Origin of the sequence: Brucella ciceri (genome assembly GCF_041930145.1) — a bacterium.
GTDB classification, from domain to species: Bacteria; Pseudomonadota; Alphaproteobacteria; order Rhizobiales; family Rhizobiaceae; genus Brucella; species Brucella intermedia.
Window position 1 is genome coordinate 210142 of record NZ_JBHEEV010000004.1, and the last position, 17963, is coordinate 228104.

Consider the following 17963-nt stretch of genomic DNA (forward strand, 5'->3'; position numbering starts at 1 on the left):
GGAGGCGGTGTTGCCTAAGCTGAATGCGGTCAAAACAATGAGAGGGGATAATCGTGGTCGCTCCGCTCGACTGGGATAAACTGCGCATTTTTCATGCTGCGGCTGAGGCGGGGTCGTTCACCCACGCAGCCCAGACATTGCATCTGTCGCAATCGGCTATTTCGCGTCAGGTCAGCGCGCTGGAGCAGGATGTCGGCGTCCCGCTGTTTCATCGTCATGCGCGCGGTCTGATCCTGACCGAGCAGGGCGAAACGCTCTATCGCACGGCGCATGACGTGCTGATGAAGCTCGAAAACGTTCGTTCGAAGCTTGCCGAGAGCAAGGAAAAGCCGACAGGCCGCCTGCGCGTCACGACGACTGTTGGTCTCGGTTCCGGCTGGCTGATCGAGCGCATTCAGGAATTCGTCGAGCTTTACCCCGATATCCAGCTCCAGCTGATCCTCGACAATGAGGAACTGGACCTGACGATGCGTCATGCGGATTGCGCTATCCGGTTGCGACAGCCGCAGCAACCCGACCTGATCCAGCGTCGACTGTTCACGGTGCATATGCATGTCTATGCGTCGGCGGGCTATGTCTCGAAATATGGCAAGCTCAACTCCATAGACGAGATCGACCAGCACCGCGTCGTGACCTTCGGTGAACCGGCGCCGAGCTATCTGACGGGCCTCAACTGGCTGGAGATCGCCGGCCGCACGGACGGCAGCTCGCGCATCCCGGCATTGCAGGTCAATAATTTGCTGTCGATCCGCCGCGCCGTGCAGCGCGGCGTCGGCATCGCCGTTCTGCCCGACTATATGGCGGACAAGGAATCCGGCCTGGTGCAGCTTCTGCCCGAACTGGAAGAGATACCGTCCTTCGATACGTTCTTCTGCTATCCGGAAGCCTTGAAGAACTCCGCGAAACTCCACGCCTTCCGCGACTTCCTGTTCTCGAAGGCCCGCAACTGGACCTATTGATCGCAGCTTGTGATTCAAAAAAGGCCGCGCTGGGCAATCAGCGCGTCCTTTTGTTTTTTGGTGATGACCGATTACTTGCGCGGCAACAGGCGCTGGACTTCCTTGGAGGCGTCGGCAAGGGCGTCTTCGGGGGTGGCGGACTGTTCCACGACGCGGGAAAGATTGTCCACGATGGTCTGCGTCACCTTCACGCCGTTGGAACCGGGGAAGGCATACCACGGGATCATCAGCGACATCTGGCTCAGACCAGCCTTGAAGAGCGGATTTTCCTCATAGAACTTGCCGAGATATTCGTCGGACTTCGCGGCCAGCTCGTTGTTCGGCACGTAGCCGGTGCCGGGAACGACGACGGACGCGCCATAGGGGCCAGCGGCGAACTTGGCGAATTTCCATGCTGCATCCTGCTTGCCCTGATCTTCGGTCAGGATGACGACCGCATTGCCGCCGGTTGGCAGGCGACCCTTTTCGACGTTGATGAGCGGGATCTTCGCCGTGCGAAGATCGAACTTGTCGCCGACATTCTTGATCGTGTTGCGCAGCGCGCCGGTGGTCTGGAACGAGAAACCGACCTTGCCAGCCGCGAAAGCCTGCTCGCCCGCCGCCTTGGTCAGAACCGGCATGCCGCCTTCCTTCACCATGCGGTCGATGAGCTTGAAGGCTTCGAGCCCCTCCGGTCCGTTAAAGGCGACCTTCTTCTCGTCTTCGGTCAGCATGGTGCCGCCCGCGCCGAACAGCAGCGCGGAGAACATCCAATCGTCGCCCTGCCAGCGGAAATCGATGCCTTCATTGCCGTTGCCGAGCGCCTTGATCTTGCCGCCCAGTTCAATCACTTCGTCCCAGGTGGTGGGGGGATTGTCGGGATTGCCGCCTGCCGCCTTCAGAAGATCGGCGTTGTAATACATGATTGGGTTGGAGGTTGCGAAAGCAAGGCCGACCTGACGGTCGCCGACGCGGGCGAGGCTCAGCAGGTGATCTGTGAAGCCCTGCGCTTCCATGTCGGTTTCTTTTTCGACCAGCGGCTTCATGTCGACGCCGATATTGCGCTCCGCCAGCACACGCAGGCGGTTCAGACCGGTAAAGGTGATATCCGGCATTTCCGACGTTCCGGCCTGGCGCATGATCGTCTGGATGCCTTCTTCATAGGTTGCCGACGGGCTGACGAAGTTGATCTTGATGTCCGGATTTTCTTCCATGAACTTCTTGGAGATGTCGGCCATGACATCCTTGAAGAAACCCGGCATCGGGTAGTGCACGTTCAGCGTCGTGTCGGCAAGGGCGGGCGAGCCGAAGGCCGTTGCCATGGCCAGAGCGGCGAGGGCGCCGGAAAAGCGTTTCATGTTTGAACTCCTGTGGAGGATTGTGGGAAGAATTCAGCCCTTGAGGCCGGTGAGGGTGATGCCTTCGATGAAGCGGCGCTGGGCGGCGAGAAATGCCAGCAGCAGCGGCAGGGTGATGATGAGGGTTGCCGCCATCAGCGCCCCGTAATCGTCGCCTGCTTCCGCGGCGCGGAAATAAAGGAGGCCGAGCGGCGGCGTGGCGCGTTCCATGCCGTTGACGACGATCAGCGGCCAGAACAGGTCGTTCCAGTGCGCGACAACGGAGAAGATCGAGAAGGCCGTAATCGCAGGCCATGCATTGGGCACGATCACCCGCATGACGATGCCGGCTTCCGACATGCCGTCGAGGCGTGCGGCGCTGATGAGATCGTCCGGCATGGCGCGGAAGAATTGCAGAAACAGGAATATGCCGAAGACCGAGATGAAGAACGGTGCGCTGAGGGCAAAGTAGCTGTTGAGCACGCCGAGCTGATTGAAGCCCACATAGAAGGGCAGTGCCGTGGCATGGATCGGCACCAGCAGGCCGAGCATGACCATCATCATCATGATGCGCTGACCGCGGAAGTTGAGCTTTGCCATGGCGTAGGCGCAGGGGATGGCGACCACGACCTGGATGACCAGCACAAGCGCGCAGACGATTACGCCGTTGAACAGAAGAAGCCCCATCGGGACACGGCTCATCGCCTTGGCCAGATTGTCCCAGAGCGCCCAGTTGTGCGGGATCAGCGACAGAGAGGACGAGAAAATATCCTGTTGCGATTTTGCTGCCGTGGACAGCATGAAGATATAGGGCGCGAGGAAAAGCAGGGCACCCAGCGACAGAAGTCCAAGACGGAAAGAACGAGCCAATGTCATCCGGGTATCCTCAATAATGGGTGCGGCGGTCCAGCACGCGGAATTGCAGCATCATCAGGATCACGAGGACCGCGAGAAAGATCACCGTCATGGCGGAGGCATAGCCGACGCGCAGATAGACGAAGCCTTCCTGGTAGATCGTCCAGAGCAGGACTTCCGAAGCCTTGTTCGGGCCGCCTTCGGTCAGCGTCTTGACCGTCTCGAAGACCTTCACGGCGTTGATAATGCTGATCGTCGTGACGAAAAGCGTGGTCGGGCCGAGCAGGGGCCATGTGACCAGCCGGAAGCGCTCCCAGCCGTTTTTCACACCATCCACTTCGGCAGCCGAATAGAGTTCTCGCGGGATGGCGGTGAGACCGGCCAGAAACAGCACCATGTTGAAGCCGACGCTTTGCCAGATGCCGATAAGCGCGAGGCTGAACAGAACCGTATCGCTGGAGCCGAGCCAGTTAGGACCGGCAATGCCGATCATGCCCAGCATGGCGTTGACGGGGCCGAGCGTCGGGTGCAGCAGATATTGCCAGACGGTTGCCATGGCGACGAGCAGCGAGGCGACCGGCAGGAAATAGACGGTGCGGAAGAAGGATTTGCCGCGAACTTCGCCTTCGATGAGGAGCGCCACGCCGAGGCCGAGGAAGACGGAAGCGGGCGCCACGATGGCGGTGTAGATGGCGGTGTTCTTCAGCGAGATCAGAAATGTCCGGTCGCTGAACAGTTCGGCGTAGTTTTCCAGTCCGATGAATTCGAAACCGTCATAACCAAGCTCGAAATTGGTAAGGCTCCAGAAGATGACGGCGGCTGTCGGCAGGAGAATAAGCAGCACCGTCAAGATGATGGCCGGAGCCGCAAGTTTCCAGGCAAGCCGTTCTTCACGGCGGCGGGCTTCCTCAGCTGCCGTCCGTGCACTGGTGGCCGCTGGAGCGGGGATCGCGACATCAGACATGGGCAGCAGCCTTTTCCGGCGATGCCGTCTTGACGATATTTCCGGCGGGCTGGCGCAGGCGCAGGCCATCTTCCCCGAAGAGATAGGCGTGGCTGGCATCAAAATGCAGGCCGACCGGGAGGCCAACGACGATATCGCGGGCTTCTTCGGGCGCAAGCTTCACGGTGAGGTCCTGCGGGGAGCCAGGAGCCTTGAGGTAGACGAGCACTTCCGAGCCGAGAAACTCGATCCGCGAGACCGTGCCGGCAAGGCCTGTCTTGTCGTGCGGCTTGAGCCGGAAATGTTCGGGACGAATGCCGATGCGGATATTGGTGCCGGAATGGGCGGCGACATCCTGCAGGATGGCGCGACCGGCAAAATGCACCATGCCGTTATCGCTGACCAATGCTTCCAGAATATTGATGCGCGGCGTGCCGATGAATTGCGCGACCTCGATATGGCGGGGATCGTTATAGATCGCGGTCGGCGTGTCGATCTGCAGCAGCTTGCCGCCCATCATCACCGCTACGCGGTCGGCCATGCTAAGCGCTTCGGCCTGATCGTGGGTCACGTAGATGGTGGGGACACCGGCGCGGCGATGCAATTCGACAATCTCGGCCCGGGTGTGGACACGCAGATTGGCATCGAGGTTCGACAGCGGCTCATCCATCAGGAATGCGCCCGGCTGGCGCACGAGCGCGCGGGCAAGCGCGACGCGCTGGCGCTGGCCGCCCGACATCTGGCCCGGCTTGCGGTCGAGCAGATGGTCGATCCTGAGGCTGGTCGCGGTGGCCTTGACCTGTTTCTGGATGGCGGCGCGTTTGCGCCGCTGGCCGGGCAGGAAGGCGCCTACCATCGGCAGGCGTTCCACGGCGGTCAGGTCACGCATGGCAAGCGGCACCGCGATGTTCTGCGCCGCCGTCAGATGGGGATAGAGCGCATAGGACTGGAAAACCATGGCGATGTTCCGGTCGGCGGGATGCGCGCCGGTTATGTTGCGTCCCGCAAGCTCGACGCTTCCTTCATCCGCATGGTCGAGACCGGCGAGAATGCGCAAAAGCGTGCTCTTGCCGCAGCCCGAAGGGCCGACGAGGGCGATGAATTCGCCTTCCGCCGCTTCGATGGAAATGCCATCGAGAATGCGGTTGCCTCCGTAGGATTTGCCGATGTCGCGAAGGACGAGCGTGCTCACTGGCTTGCCTCCTCGGTGGCCTTCTCGCCGTCGCCCGTGTGGTGCGGATAGACTTCATGCACCACATCGTCGATGACATAGGGGGTCAGCTCGTCGATGCGGACAATGCTGTTCGTGGCGACTTCACCAAGGTCGTGAATTGCAGCGCCGAGTATGCGCTCGCCGGGCAGGTCGCGCTCCATCGGGCCGACGATGAAGGCGGCGGCAGGCGCCCAGACATAGTTCGTGCCGAAGGCGTCGCCCGACCAGGCGCGGTGCAGGTGGCCGCTGGCGTGGAGCTGCACATTATACTGCGCGAAAAGATCATAGAGGCGCTGGCGCGGGGCGGGGCGGATGCCCCAGTAACCGCTGTCGCCCTCATCCGGATCGTCGACAAAGAGCGGCTTGTGCGCGAAGACGGCGACCGGCTTGCCGTCGCTGTTGTTCAATTCGTCCTCGAGCCACTGGAACTGTTCGGCTTCTTCGGCTTCACCGGAACCGATGATGAGGCTGTTGAGGCCGATAATGCGCCAGTTTCCGAAATTTTCCGCCCAGCGGTCCGGGCCGATATGTCGGCGCCAGCGCATCAGGCGCTGCGCATTGACGGGCTGGTGGCTTTCGGGAAGATGACCGATGTCGTGATTGCCCGGAAGGGTGAGGACACGCGCCGGAAGTTCGTTGAGGCAGGCGCGGCAGAACAGAAGGTCGGCCTCCACGTCTGCACCATCGACTGTGAGGTCGCCGGTGTGGATGATGAGATCGGGCTTCTGCTGGTCGATCCAGGCAACGAGCGGTTCCCAGTTGCGGTTGAAGTGCGGCTTGATGGGGCTGAGGTGAGTGTCTGTAATCTGAACGATCCGCACGGGTACGCTCCTTCTCGGGTCTGTCTGTGGGGGGCAGCGCTTTTTCACGCGCTGCACATGCGCCAGGCGCGTCATGCGCGGCGTCTTGCCGGGGCTTTTAGGCTCGTTATGTGACAGGCCCGCTGCATTGCAGTGACAGTTGCGTGACATCTGCTTCGGGCGACTCAAAAAGGGTGATTTGCCAAATTTGCGGGCATTGCCTTGTCGCCGATGCCCATGCTTTAGGCGGTTGATCTGCCCATTATAATATTACGAAGTAATTCTGTTCGGAGTAACCAGATGATTTCAAAGGATTTTCTTGCCTGGTCAAGACATGCGTAAAACGCATAGCTGCATTGCGCTAAAGTCTCATTGCAAAAACAATGGGCAACAGGCATATAAAGGTCATCTCAGCGCTGCGTTTCCTCCTCCCATTTGCGCGGGCTGAGTGTTCCCCTCTGGAGGTTTGCCTCGAAGGCACCTTCAAAACTCAAAGCCAGACATTTGTCTGGCTTTTTTTTTGGCTTTTCGCCCGGCCGGGCGACGCATTGCAACGATAGCCAGATGTTTTTCGCGCTCAACTGTCTCTTTTGACAGGTCCGGGAAGCCGGACACGCCCGCCACGGCATGTCTCAAATTGCGGATATGAAAAAGGGGCCTTTCGGCCCCTTGGTATTCTTTGCTCTGACTATTTGTTCCGTCGCATTATCCTATGCAAAACCGCTACGCACTTTTGCTGGAAATGCTCTAGCGCAGGCTGGCGCAGAAGCGCTGGATGCGGGTGCAGGCTTCTTCAAGCAGCGCATCCGACGTCGCATAGGAAATGCGGAAGTTCGGTCCGAGGCCGAATGCCGAACCGTGCACGACGGCGACGCCTTCGGCTTCCAGCAATTCGGTGACGAAATCTTCGTCGGTCTCGATGACCTTGCCAGCTTCCGTCTTCTTGCCGATCAGGTCAGCGCAGGACGGATAAACGTAGAACGCACCTTCAGGTGTAGGGCACTTGATGCCCTTGGCCTGGTTGAGCATCGAGACGACCAGATCGCGGCGGGCCTGGAAGATCTTCTTGTTTTCCGGGATGAAGTCCTGGGTGCCGTTGAGGGCCTCGACTGCGGCCCACTGTGCGATAGAGCAGGCGCCGGAGGTCTGCTGGCCCTGAACCATGTCCATGGCCTTGATGAGCTGCAGCGGTCCGGCTGCGTAGCCGATGCGCCAGCCCGTCATGGCATAGGCCTTCGACACGCCGTTCATGGTGAGCGTGCGGTCGTAGAGCGACGGCTCGACCTGAGCAGGCGTGGTGAAGACGAAATCGCCATAGACCAGATGCTCATACATGTCGTCGGTCAGAATCCAGACATGCGGATGACGAACCAGAACCTCGGTCAGGGACTTCAGTTCTGCTTCCGTATAAGCCGCGCCGGTCGGGTTCGACGGCGAGTTGAAGATGAGCCACTTGGTCTTCGGCGTGATCGCCTTTTCCAGATCGGCTGCGGTCAGCTTGAAATTGTCTTCGATCTTCGTGTTGATGAAAACCGGGTTGCCGCCGTTGATCGCCACCATTTCAGGATAGCTGACCCAGTAAGGGGCAGGGATGATGACTTCATCGCCGGGGTTCAGCGTCGCCATGAAGGCGTTGAACAGGATCTGCTTGCCGCCAGTGCCGACGATCGTCTGTTCCGGCTTGTAGTCGAGGCCGTTTTCGCGCTTGAACTTGGCAACGATGGCCTGACGCAGCTCGGGGATACCGGCTACAGGCGTGTATTTCGTTTCGCCGCGATTGATGGCGTCGATAGCCGCCTGCTTGATATTTTCCGGCGTGTCGAAGTCGGGCTCGCCCGCACCGAGACCAATCACGTCCTTGCCCTTGGCTTTCAGTTCACGTGCTTTCTGGCTGACCGCGATGGTCGCAGAAGGCTTAACACGGGAAAGGGCGTCGGCGAGAAATGCCATGATAGATCTCCATAAATGGCAGGCTCTGTTAACCGGCACCGGGCGCGGTCCGGTTTTGCGGATTTTCTATGTCCCATCGGCGCGGGAAGCGCAACAGATGGATTGAGAATTCGTCCGCAATTGCCGGATTTCGCGCAAATGTGTTGCCGAAACGAACAGATCCATCAGCAATGCTGACATATTAGCGCAAAGAAACTGATTGGACAGGAAGCTGGCGGGCAGGAATATTGCGGCAAAACAGGAGACGACCATGCTGACGCTTTATGAACACGCCGATTCCGGCAATTGCTACAAGCCTCGCCTGCTTCTGGCGAAGATCGGCAAGCCCTTTCGTCACGTCGCGGTTTCCTCGCTTGATGGATCGACGCGGACACCGGAATATCTGGCCAGGAACCCAAACGGCAAGGTTCCGCTGCTGGAACTGGAAGACGGGCGTTTCCTCGCGGAATCGAACGCCATTCTCCTGCATCTGGCGGAGGGGACGCCCCTGTTGCCGCAAGACCCCTACGAGCGCGCTCTGGTCTATCAATGGCTGTTCTTCGAGCAATACAGCCATGAGCCTTATATCGCGGTGCGCCGTGCCTTGATGGTCTATCCGGAGCGGTCGCGTGATGCGACGCCTGAGCGTCTCGCTTCCACGCTGGCTGGCGGCGAAAAGGCGCTGGCCGTGATGGAAACCCAGTTGAAGAAAACGCCGTTCATCGCCGGTCACACTTATACGGTGGCCGATATCGCGCTCTATGCCTATACGCACGAAGCGCATCTGGGTGGTTTCAATATGAAGCAATATCCCGCCGTGAGTGCATGGTTGGAGCGTGTCGCCAGCGACAAGGGGCATGTGCCGATCGAGTGGCTGCCTTAAGCTCCTATCCTGCCATCAGGTCGCGCAGGCTGCGCGTGGCCATCAGCTTGTAAGCCGCTATCAGCGCATCGCATTCGCTTTCCGAAACTTCGACGGCGATGCGCATGGTGGATTCACCGAAATGCATCAGCAGGAACGCAGTTTCGTCCAGTTGCGGCGGCAGCTTGCCGGGGGCGATCCGGCGGATCGTATCGGCCAGAAGCTGGCCGTTCTGCCTGCTCTCAGCAATTTCCAGCTTTGACAGGGACTTGTCTGTCTGCGTGGCCGACCAGATGTCGCGCATTGCCGGTTCCAGCCGCATCAGCCCCAGATATTCATCGATCAATGCATTGAAGGCGACGATCAGCTCATCTGCCGAACTGGCGGTCGCGAGCCCTTCGGCGATACACTGGCGCGATTGTGCATTGGAGCTTTCAAACAGGTAGCGGATCAGGGCGCTCTTGTCGGGGAAATACTGATAGAGCGCGCCAATGGAAATACCGGCCTGCTGGGCGATTTCACTCATCCTGAGACTGTCGCTGCCTTTGGCGGCGATCAGAGCCGTGGCGCATTCTGCGATGCGACGGATCTTTTCCTGCGCGCGGCTCTGGCTGGGCGTGCGGCGGAGGACAGTGGTGCTGGTGGCCTCTGCTTGCCCGGCGGAATTCTGCTTCATGACCGACTCACATATTTCGCTCTTGACAGAATATGAGGATTACTCACATATTGCAAATATGAGGGTTACTCAGATTTTTGGCCGCGAAGGTGAACAGGTATCGTGCGGATAAAGCTGCCGCCGACGACAGAGGGAGGACAGTCATGACGACAGGTTTTCAATTGCTGGTTCTGCTGACGGCATGGGGCAGCGCCATTACAGGCGGCATTTTCTATGCGTTCTCAAGTTTTGTGATGGCCGCGCTGGCGCGCATTCCGGCGAGCGCGGGCATGATGGCGATGCAGTCGATCAACATCACCGTGCTCAACAGCACGTTCTTCGCCGCCTTTTTCGGCACCGCATTACTGTGCCTCGCGATTATCGTGCTGGGATTGATGGGCTTCGGGGGCCTGTCGACGTGGGCGGTGGCCGGCGCTGCCGTCTATCTCGTCGGCACTATCGGCGTCACGATGGTTCTCAACGTGCCGCTGAACAACCAGCTTGCCGTGATGGACGTCAATGCCGCTGCGTCCGCCGACGCCTGGCTCGCTTATGTGCGCGACTGGACCTTGTGGAATCACATCCGCACCATTGCCGCGCTGGTTGCCGCCCTCATTCTTGGCGCAAGCGCGATGGGACGGGGCTGAACGGAACGGCGGACAAACAAAAAAGGCGGGCCCGAGGACCCGCCTTTTTCGTTATATTCTGACGATCAGGCTGCGACGAGGTTGTCTGCAGACGAACGGCCGGAACGGCGGTCCTGAACGATTTCGTAAGAAACCTTCTGACCTTCGTCGAGCGTGGCAAGGCCAGCGCGCTGAACGGCGGAGATGTGAACGAATACGTCCGTGCCGCCCTGATCAGGCTGGATGAAGCCGAAGCCCTTGGTCGTGTTGAACCACTTAACTGTTCCCGTAGCCATGGGAATGTCCTTTGTAACATAGTAATTTTTAAGTCCGTATGCTTCGCACACGTGCCCGTGAATCGAATTTATGGACAGGAGATCGTCAGGAAGCACGGCGGGCCGCACGGGTCGCAAAGTCACTCGACCGAAAAATCGATGCGCTAACTATATGCGACAAATTTGACCAATACAAGATAGATAGAATGCGAGCTAGAAACTGATTTTACTGATGCTTTCAGCCATTCCGAGGCCCAGCCGGTTTTGCGCGCTCCTGCGGTCGAGCCAGAACAGGCGGAACAGGATCGGCGCGCCGCCATCGCAAGGCGACATTTCATAGTGATCCCAGGTTTCAGGCATTGGGGCGTTCCATTTCAGGTGGAAGCAATGGCGGCGGTGCAGCTCCCTGGAGCCCCTTTCCGGATAGTCGTAATCGACGGTTTCGAGGTGGATCATGCCATCGCCATGGAGAAGCCCTGTCTCTTCGGCGAATTCGCGATAGGCAGCGGCGAGAATATCTTCTCCCGCATCGACTGTGCCGCCCGGCACCTGTAGCGGTGTTTCGGGAAAATCCGGTTCTTCAAATACCAGAAGGCGGTCGTTCCACGTTGCATAAATGAGCACTTTGTCGATGGGCTTGATCGTGACAGCCATGGATTGCTTTCCGGCAGGGTTCGGGTTCCGGCCATCATTGCAGCGAAAGCCTGCCGGTAAAACCCGCATATTGTTGTGGGGCGTATCAGCTCTCCTGCGCGAAAAAATGTGCCGATCTCCAATCTTTGACTTCCGCGTGAAGCCGGAATCGCCGGACTGCTCTATGTATTTGTAGTGACGCATTTCCCAACGCAAAACCGGTGCCCACTTTTGCTGGAAATGCTCTAATGAGTATCTGCAAAATCGAGCGGGCCACGGGCAGCGAGGCAGGAAATGACGTCTGAACCAGACAAGGACAAGACGAAGCAGAGCGCACCCGGGAAGGAGCGCCGCCGCAAGAAGCCCAGACGCAGCGTCACGGAACGCCTGCGCAAAAGTTCCGCCAAGCTGATCGGCGGCACGCCGTCGCGCGATGGGACCGATCTTTTTTCACAGGTTTCGATGATGGTCGGGGCTTTTCTGGTCTCGCCGGTGCGCAACACGCTGATTGCGCTCGGGGCCGGGATTTTCGCTCTTGTCGTACTGATCGCCATCGGGCAGGTGGCAATCAATCGCTGGAACGAACCGTTCTACGATGCACTTGCCCGTCGGGATTTGCAGGCTTTCTTCCATCAATTGATGGTGTTCTTCGGCATTGCAGGCGCTCTTCTGCTTCTCAACGTATCGCAGACCTGGCTCAACCAGATGTTCAAGCTCAAGATGCGTGAAGGGCTGGCGCGCGATCTGGTAGGGCAATGGCTGGCGCCAGGCAGGGCGTTCCGCCTCGCCAATGCGGGCGAGATCGGCATCAACCCGGATCAGCGCCTGCATGAAGATGCGCGGCACTTTGCGGAAATGTCGTGCGATCTGGGGATCAACCTGCTCCAGTCGACCGTCATTCTGGTGAGTTTCGTCGGCGTGCTGTGGTCGCTGTCGAGCGGTTTCGTGTTTCATGTCGCGGGCTACAGTTTCTCCATCCCCGGCTACATGGTCTGGGCCGTCATCCTTTATGCGGCTTCTGCCTCCTGGCTCACATGGATCGTGGGGCGCAGCCTGGTCAATATCAACGCCAACCGCTATGCGCGCGAGGCGGATTTCCGTGCATCGCTGATGCGGGTCAATGAACATCTGGACGCCATCACCCTGTCGCGGGGCGAGGGGGATGAGAGACGCCGCCTCGATCTGGACATCGATGCAGTTCTGGGCGCGATCCGCAAGATCGTCTATGCAACCACGCGGCTGACATGGGTGACGGCAGGTTATGGCTGGCTGACGATCGTGGCGCCGATCCTCGTTGCGGCGCCGGTCTATTTCGGTGGCGGGCTGACGTTCGGCGGGCTGATGATGGCGGTCGGCGCATTCACGCAGGTGCATAATGCGCTGCGCTGGTTCGTCGATAATTTCGGTGCGATCGCCGACTGGCGCGCGACGCTGCTCCGCGTTGCGAGTTTTCGTCAGGCGGTGCTGCACATGGATGCGCTTGGCCATCTGGACCGGCAGATCGACCTTGCAACGAATGACGATGACAGGCTGACGCTGGACAATGTTTCCATTGCCGCGCCTGATCAGTGCCTGAAGCTTTCCCGCAAGGCCTTTTCGGTCAAGCCCGGCGAGCGAGTGCTGGTGACTGGCGGGACCGAGACACAGAGAACGCTGCTGTTCCGCGCATTGGGCGGGCTTTGGCCATGGGGCGAGGGGCGGATCGGCATGCCGGCTGGCGATGGCGTCGCCTTCATGCCGCGCGCGCCCTACTTCCCGCCGGGCAATCTCAAGGGCGTGATCGTCTATCCGCTCGATATCAAGAAGTTTTCCGAACAGGATCTGGAGAATGTTCTGCGGCGGGCCGGGCTTGAACGTCTGACCACCAGTCTTGACCACGCTGCACGCTGGGATCGCGTCCTGACGGATGATGAGCGCCAGTGTATAGCTTTCGCCCGCCTGATCCTGCAGAAACCGCAGTGGATCGTCATCGATGGCGCGCTCGATGGCCTCGATGCCGAAGCCTATGACCGGATTCGCGACATGCTGAATACCGAGCTGAAAGATGCAGCGGTCATTCATCTTGGCAAGCCGCATCTGCATGACGGGCTTTTTACCCAGCAGATCAGTCTGGAAGACGACCCTTCGGGAAAGCCTCTCGAGGTGCGGGCCGTGAAAACGGCATGAAAAAAGCCGCCGGTCGCCCGGCGGCTTTTCAACTTTCATGAGTTAGAACGGTTCCGGTTAAAACGGAGTCGTTGGAACTGCTCTAACTATTTGTTTTGTCGCATTTGCCTCACGCAAAACCGCTTCGCAGTTTTGCTGGAAATGCCCTATGCGGTCAGCGGAAGTAATCCTGAAGCGGACGAACTTCCAGCGAGCCTGCCTTGAGGGCTGCGATGGCTTCGGCAGCGGCTTCCGCTCCGGCCATCGTGGTATAGTAAGGCAGCTTCTGCATCAGCGTTGCGCGGCGGATCGACTTGGAGTCGGAAACAGCACTTGCGCTGTCCGTCGTGTTGAAGACCAGATGAATCTGGCGATTGCGGATCGCGTCTTCCACATGCGGACGGCCTTCGATGACCTTGTTGACCTTGGTCGATTCGACGCCGTTTGCTTCGAGGAACTTCTGCGTTCCACCGGTCGCCATGACCTTGAAGCCGATGCTTGCCAGCAGGCGGACGGGGCCGAGCACGCGTTCCTTGTCCTCATCGCGGACCGATACGAAGACCGTGCCTTCGCGCGGCAGTTCCACGCCGGCACCAAGCTGTGCCTTTGCAAAGGCCAGAGCATAGTCGTAGTCGAGACCCATGACTTCGCCGGTCGAGCGCATTTCAGGCCCAAGCAGCGTGTCGATGCCGGGGAAGCGGGCAAACGGGAACACGGCTTCCTTGACCGCGATATGCGGACGGGAAGGCGTCTTCGGCTTGCCGCCATAGGCGCCGAGGGCTGCCTCAAGGCTTTCACCGGCCATGATGCGGGCTGCGACCTTGGCAATCGGGGTGCCAACCGTCTTGGCGACGAAGGGAACCGTGCGCGATGCACGCGGATTGACTTCTAGAATGAAGATTTCGCCGTCCTTGATGGCGAACTGCACATTCATCAGGCCGCCGACATGAAGCGCCTTGGCCAGCGCTGCCGTCTGGCGTTCCAGTTCGGCGACGATTTCAGCCGAAAGCGTGTGCACCGGCAGCGAGCAGGCGCTGTCGCCCGAGTGGATGCCGGCTTCCTCGATATGCTCCATGATGCCGGCGACAAAGCTGTCCTTGCCGTCGCAGAGGCAATCGACGTCTACTTCGATGGCTTCGGTCAGATAGGTGTCGAACAGGAGCGGGTTCTTGCCGAGCAACGTGTTGATCTGGCCGGTCTTGTCGTTCGGGTACTTGGCCTTGATGTCTTCGGGCACCAGTTCCGGCACGGTGTCGAGCAGATAGTTCTGCAACGAACGCTCATCATGGATGATCTGCATGGCGCGGCCACCCAGAACATAAGACGGGCGCACGACAAGCGGGAAGCCGAGATCGGCGGCGACGAGGCGGGCCTGTTCGACCGAATAGGCGATGCCGTTCTTCGGCTGGTTGAGATCGAGCTTGATCAGCAGCTTCTGGAAGCGGTCGCGATCTTCGGCAAGGTCGATGGCGTCCGGCGAGGTGCCGAGGATCGGAATGCCTGCCTTTTCAAGCGCATTGGCGAGTTTCAGCGGGGTCTGGCCGCCAAACTGCACGATGACGCCGTGGAGCGTACCCTTTTCCTGCTCGACGCGCAGGATTTCCAGCACGTCTTCCGCGGTCAGCGGTTCGAAATAGAGACGGTCCGAGGTGTCGTAGTCGGTCGAAACCGTTTCCGGGTTGCAGTTGACCATGATGGCTTCGTAATCGGCATCGCCGAGCGCGAAGGCTGCATGGCAGCAGCAATAATCGAACTCGATGCCCTGACCGATACGGTTCGGACCGCCGCCGAGAATGACGACCTTCTTGCGATCCGACACTTCGGCTTCGCAGCGCGGCTGGCCGACGAAAGGCGTTTCGTAGGTCGAGTACATATAGGCGGTCGGCGAGGCGAATTCGGCGGCGCAGGTGTCGATGCGCTTGTAGACCGGATGCACGTCGAGATCGGCGCGCAGCTTGGCCACGTCTTCCGCGTCCTTGCCGGTCAGGCTTGCAAGGCGCGCATCGGAGAAGCCCATGGCCTTCAGCATGCGCAGGTTTTCAGCGTCCTGCGGCAGGCCATGTTCGCGAATGCGCTCTTCAGTCTTCACGATGGCTTCGATCTGTTCGAGGAACCACGGATCGATCTTCGATGCGTCGTGGACCTGCTCGGTGGTGAGGCCAAGGCGCATTGCCTGCGCTACCATGCGCAGACGATCCGGCGTCGGCGTGCCGATGGCGGCGCGGATGGCGTTCTTCTCGTCGCCTTCCTCGATATTGGGAATGGCGATTTCATCGAGACCGGTCAGGCCGGTTTCGAGACCGCGCAGTGCCTTCTGCAAGCTTTCCTGGAAGGTACGGCCAATGGCCATCACTTCACCGACCGACTTCATGGCGGTGGTCAGGATCGGCGAGGAGCCGGGGAATTTCTCGAAGGCGAAACGCGGGATCTTGGTAACAACATAGTCGATCGACGGCTCGAACGAGGCAGGCGTTGCACCGCCGGTAATGTCGTTGTCGAGTTCATCGAGCGTGTAGCCGACGGCAAGCTTGGCCGCGACCTTGGCGATCGGGAAGCCGGTTGCCTTGGAAGCCAGAGCCGAAGAGCGCGACACGCGCGGGTTCATTTCGATGACGATCATGCGGCCATTGGCCGGATTGATCGCGAACTGGACGTTGGAGCCGCCGGTTTCGACGCCGATCTCGCGCAGCACCGCAATCGAGGCGTTGCGCATGATCTGGTATTCCTTGTCGGTCAAGGTCAGCGCGGGCGCAACCGTGATCGAGTCGCCCGTGTGGACGCCCATCGGGTCGAGGTTTTCAATCGAGCAGATGATGATGCAGTTGTCCGCCTTGTCGCGGACGACTTCCATTTCATATTCTTTCCAGCCCAGAACCGACTCTTCGATCAGAACTTCGGTCGTCGGCGAGGCGTCGAGGCCGCGTTCGATGATCTCAAAGAATTCCTGGCGGTTATAGGCAATGCCGCCGCCGGTGCCGCCGAGCGTGAAGCTCGGGCGGATGATGGCGGGAAGGCCGACCACGTCGAGCGCCTGCGCTGCCTTCGCAAGCGCATGGCTCATATAGCGCTGCTTGCGCTCCACTTCGCCGAGCTGCCATTCGGTTTCCAGCTTGTCGAGCGCCTTGTCGAGATCGTCGCCGGAGAACTGCGCCTTCACTTCGGCGCGCTTGGCTTCGTGGCGCTTGCGGTCCTCATCCTTGATTTCGGTCGCGTTGGCGAGCATCGAGCCCGGCGTGTCGAGGCCGATCTTCTGCATCGCCTCGCGGAAGAGCGCGCGATCTTCCGCCTTGTCGATGGCTTCCGCATTGGCGCCGATCATCTCGACATTGTAGCGCTCAAGAACGCCCATGCGGCGGAGCGACAATGCGGTGTTGAGCGCGGTCTGGCCGCCCATGGTGGGCAGAATCGCATCCGGGCGTTCCTTGGCGATGATCTTGGCCACGACCTCCGGGGTGATCGGCTCGATATAGGTCGCATCGGCCAGATCGGGATCGGTCATGATCGTGGCGGGGTTGGAGTTGACGAGGATGATGCGGTAGCCTTCCTCTTTCAACGCCTTGCAGGCCTGCGTGCCCGAATAGTCGAACTCGCAAGCCTGGCCGATGACAATGGGGCCCGCGCCGATAATCAGGATCGATTTGATATCTGTACGTTTCGGCATGAGCTCATCCTATCTTCTTCGCGCGCATGATCTTGTCCCGAAACCGGTTCCCACTTTCGAGAGACATGCTTCTTAGCCTGCCAGAAAAGCCCGCACGGTTTTCCGGCGGGTTGGCAGCTTATGAATTCTGTGGGCTAAGCGGGCCTTATAGGCAATCATTTCGATAAGCGGAACCCCACAAATCGTTTTATTTCAAAGAAAGTGGGGGCATTCACGAAAATTCTGCTTTCTCCGTGGATGTTATAACCGAACCAAAGCGTTCGCGGGCTGATTTCCCGCTCGCGCGGCTGACCGGCAGCAGCGTGCCGTCCTTGGTCAGCAGGCTGAGACCGCCATTGGTCTTGCGCAATTCTGCAACGTGCCGGTCGGCAACCCAGTGCGAGCGATGAATCTGAAGTCCGCTCGTATTGCCGACCTCATTCACGGCATCGGAAAAGCGGAGAAGGAGAAGTTCCTCTCCCCGGCTGGTGACGATCCTTGTGTAGTGATCTTCCGCGGAAAGACGCAGAATCGCGCCGCGATTGCCGGGTTTCAGCCGGGCGAGCAATGGCGGCGGCGTGTCGGCGACATCTCTCGGGACGGATTCCAGCTCACGGCGGAGCGTCATGTAGGCGAGAATGCAGAAAAGGGCGCTGAGGGGCAAGGCGACCGAGGCGTTGGCGAGAACCGCACTCGCCGTGGGCATTCTGCCCGAAAAGCCCCAGCCGATAAACCCGATCCAGAGCCCGATCGGAAGGGCGGCCACAACGGCGCCGGCCATCATGCGGGCAAAGGCATGCTTGAAAAATGGTGCAAGGAAAGCATCCGCCAGAACGGAAAAGGCGATTGCGGTGGACCAACCGGAAAACTGCACCGAGAGCCAGTAAAAGAAGCGAACCGCAACCGGCATGGACTGGTCCGTTCCGAAGGGGCCGGTAACGGTGAAGATCAGCACGACCACGAAGAAGGTGCCCCACAGGCGCGGCGCACGAATGATGGTCGACAATTCGCGAAGCGCGAATTGCAACAAGCCTCCGGTCACGTAGTTTTCCCGCATTTGACGCCGTTTCGATTGAGATGAGCGCAGTCTTGTTGAAAGCGACAGGAAATTC

General features: G+C 59.5%; 15 protein-coding genes. 4 read left to right on the forward strand and 11 right to left on the reverse strand.

Annotated features, from left to right (window positions below; translation table 11 throughout):
* Positions 1-53: 53 nt before the first annotated feature.
* Entirely contained in the window at positions 54-959 is a 906-nt protein-coding gene (locus JNC63_RS09775) for a LysR family transcriptional regulator (protein WP_006467289.1), read from the forward strand.
* A 71-nt stretch (positions 960-1030) separates the two neighbouring features.
* Here JNC63_RS09775 and JNC63_RS09780 read toward each other — a convergent pair whose 3' ends face one another.
* The 6 genes from JNC63_RS09780 to JNC63_RS09805 all read right to left on the reverse strand — a co-directional run bounded on the left by JNC63_RS09780 (position 1031) and on the right by JNC63_RS09805 (position 8036).
* A complete protein-coding gene (locus tag JNC63_RS09780) occupies positions 1031-2296 on the reverse strand; it encodes an ABC transporter substrate-binding protein (protein ID WP_063882114.1) in 1266 nt (421 codons plus the stop codon).
* 33 nt (positions 2297-2329) lie between these two features.
* On the reverse strand, positions 2330-3151 hold the full coding sequence (locus JNC63_RS09785) for a carbohydrate ABC transporter permease (protein ID WP_006467287.1): 822 nt from the start codon (positions 3149-3151) through the stop codon (positions 2330-2332).
* Positions 3152-3161: 10 nt separating this feature from the next.
* Positions 3162-4094, reverse strand: coding sequence for a carbohydrate ABC transporter permease (locus JNC63_RS09790; protein ID WP_006467286.1), 933 nt, complete (start codon positions 4092-4094; stop codon positions 3162-3164).
* Entirely contained in the window at positions 4087-5265 is a 1179-nt protein-coding gene (locus JNC63_RS09795) for an ABC transporter ATP-binding protein (RefSeq protein ID WP_063620787.1), read from the reverse strand. Before JNC63_RS09795 ends, JNC63_RS09790 begins: the two co-directional genes overlap by 8 nt.
* On the reverse strand, positions 5262-6107 hold the full coding sequence (locus JNC63_RS09800; RefSeq protein WP_063620789.1) for a metallophosphoesterase family protein: 846 nt from the start codon (positions 6105-6107) through the stop codon (positions 5262-5264). Before JNC63_RS09800 ends, JNC63_RS09795 begins: the two co-directional genes overlap by 4 nt.
* A gap of 726 nt (positions 6108-6833) precedes the next feature.
* On the reverse strand, positions 6834-8036 hold the full coding sequence (locus JNC63_RS09805) for a pyridoxal phosphate-dependent aminotransferase (RefSeq protein WP_021586932.1): 1203 nt from the start codon (positions 8034-8036) through the stop codon (positions 6834-6836).
* A 250-nt stretch (positions 8037-8286) separates the two neighbouring features.
* Here JNC63_RS09805 and JNC63_RS09810 point away from each other — a divergent pair, with 250 nt between their 5' ends.
* The gene (locus tag JNC63_RS09810; protein WP_063620791.1) at positions 8287-8898 is read left to right on the forward strand and encodes a glutathione S-transferase family protein; all 612 of its coding nucleotides are present in this window, start codon (positions 8287-8289) and stop codon (positions 8896-8898) included.
* Positions 8899-8902: 4 nt separating this feature from the next.
* On the opposite strand, the gene JNC63_RS09815 is transcribed toward JNC63_RS09810, so the two are convergent.
* A complete protein-coding gene (locus JNC63_RS09815) occupies positions 8903-9553 on the reverse strand; it encodes a TetR/AcrR family transcriptional regulator (RefSeq protein WP_063620793.1) in 651 nt (216 codons plus the stop codon).
* A gap of 143 nt (positions 9554-9696) precedes the next feature.
* Here JNC63_RS09815 and JNC63_RS09820 point away from each other — a divergent pair, with 143 nt between their 5' ends.
* Positions 9697-10179: an anthrone oxygenase family protein gene (locus tag JNC63_RS09820; RefSeq protein ID WP_063620795.1), complete on the forward strand. Its 483-nt coding sequence runs from the start codon at positions 9697-9699 to the stop codon at positions 10177-10179.
* A 65-nt stretch (positions 10180-10244) separates the two neighbouring features.
* Here the strand turns inward: JNC63_RS09820 and JNC63_RS09825 are convergent, their stop codons facing one another.
* Complete coding sequence (locus tag JNC63_RS09825; RefSeq protein WP_006471898.1) at positions 10245-10454, reverse strand: cold-shock protein; 210 nt, start codon at positions 10452-10454, stop codon at positions 10245-10247.
* 192 nt (positions 10455-10646) lie between these two features.
* Positions 10647-11087, reverse strand: a complete 441-nt coding sequence (locus tag JNC63_RS09830) for an NUDIX hydrolase (protein ID WP_063620797.1) — start codon at positions 11085-11087, stop codon at positions 10647-10649.
* A 273-nt stretch (positions 11088-11360) separates the two neighbouring features.
* Here JNC63_RS09830 and JNC63_RS09835 point away from each other — a divergent pair, with 273 nt between their 5' ends.
* Positions 11361-13232 carry an ABC transporter ATP-binding protein/permease gene (locus tag JNC63_RS09835; RefSeq protein WP_063620799.1) on the forward strand — a complete coding sequence of 624 codons (1872 nt, stop codon included), beginning with the start codon at positions 11361-11363 and terminating at the stop codon, positions 13230-13232.
* 154 nt (positions 13233-13386) lie between these two features.
* Here JNC63_RS09835 and carB read toward each other — a convergent pair whose 3' ends face one another.
* Complete coding sequence (carB, locus tag JNC63_RS09840; protein WP_063620803.1) at positions 13387-16872, reverse strand: carbamoyl-phosphate synthase large subunit; 3486 nt, start codon at positions 16870-16872, stop codon at positions 13387-13389.
* 211 nt (positions 16873-17083) lie between these two features.
* Complete coding sequence (locus JNC63_RS09845; RefSeq protein ID WP_063620805.1) at positions 17084-17908, reverse strand: LytTR family DNA-binding domain-containing protein; 825 nt, start codon at positions 17906-17908, stop codon at positions 17084-17086.
* Positions 17909-17963: the final 55 nt, after the last annotated feature.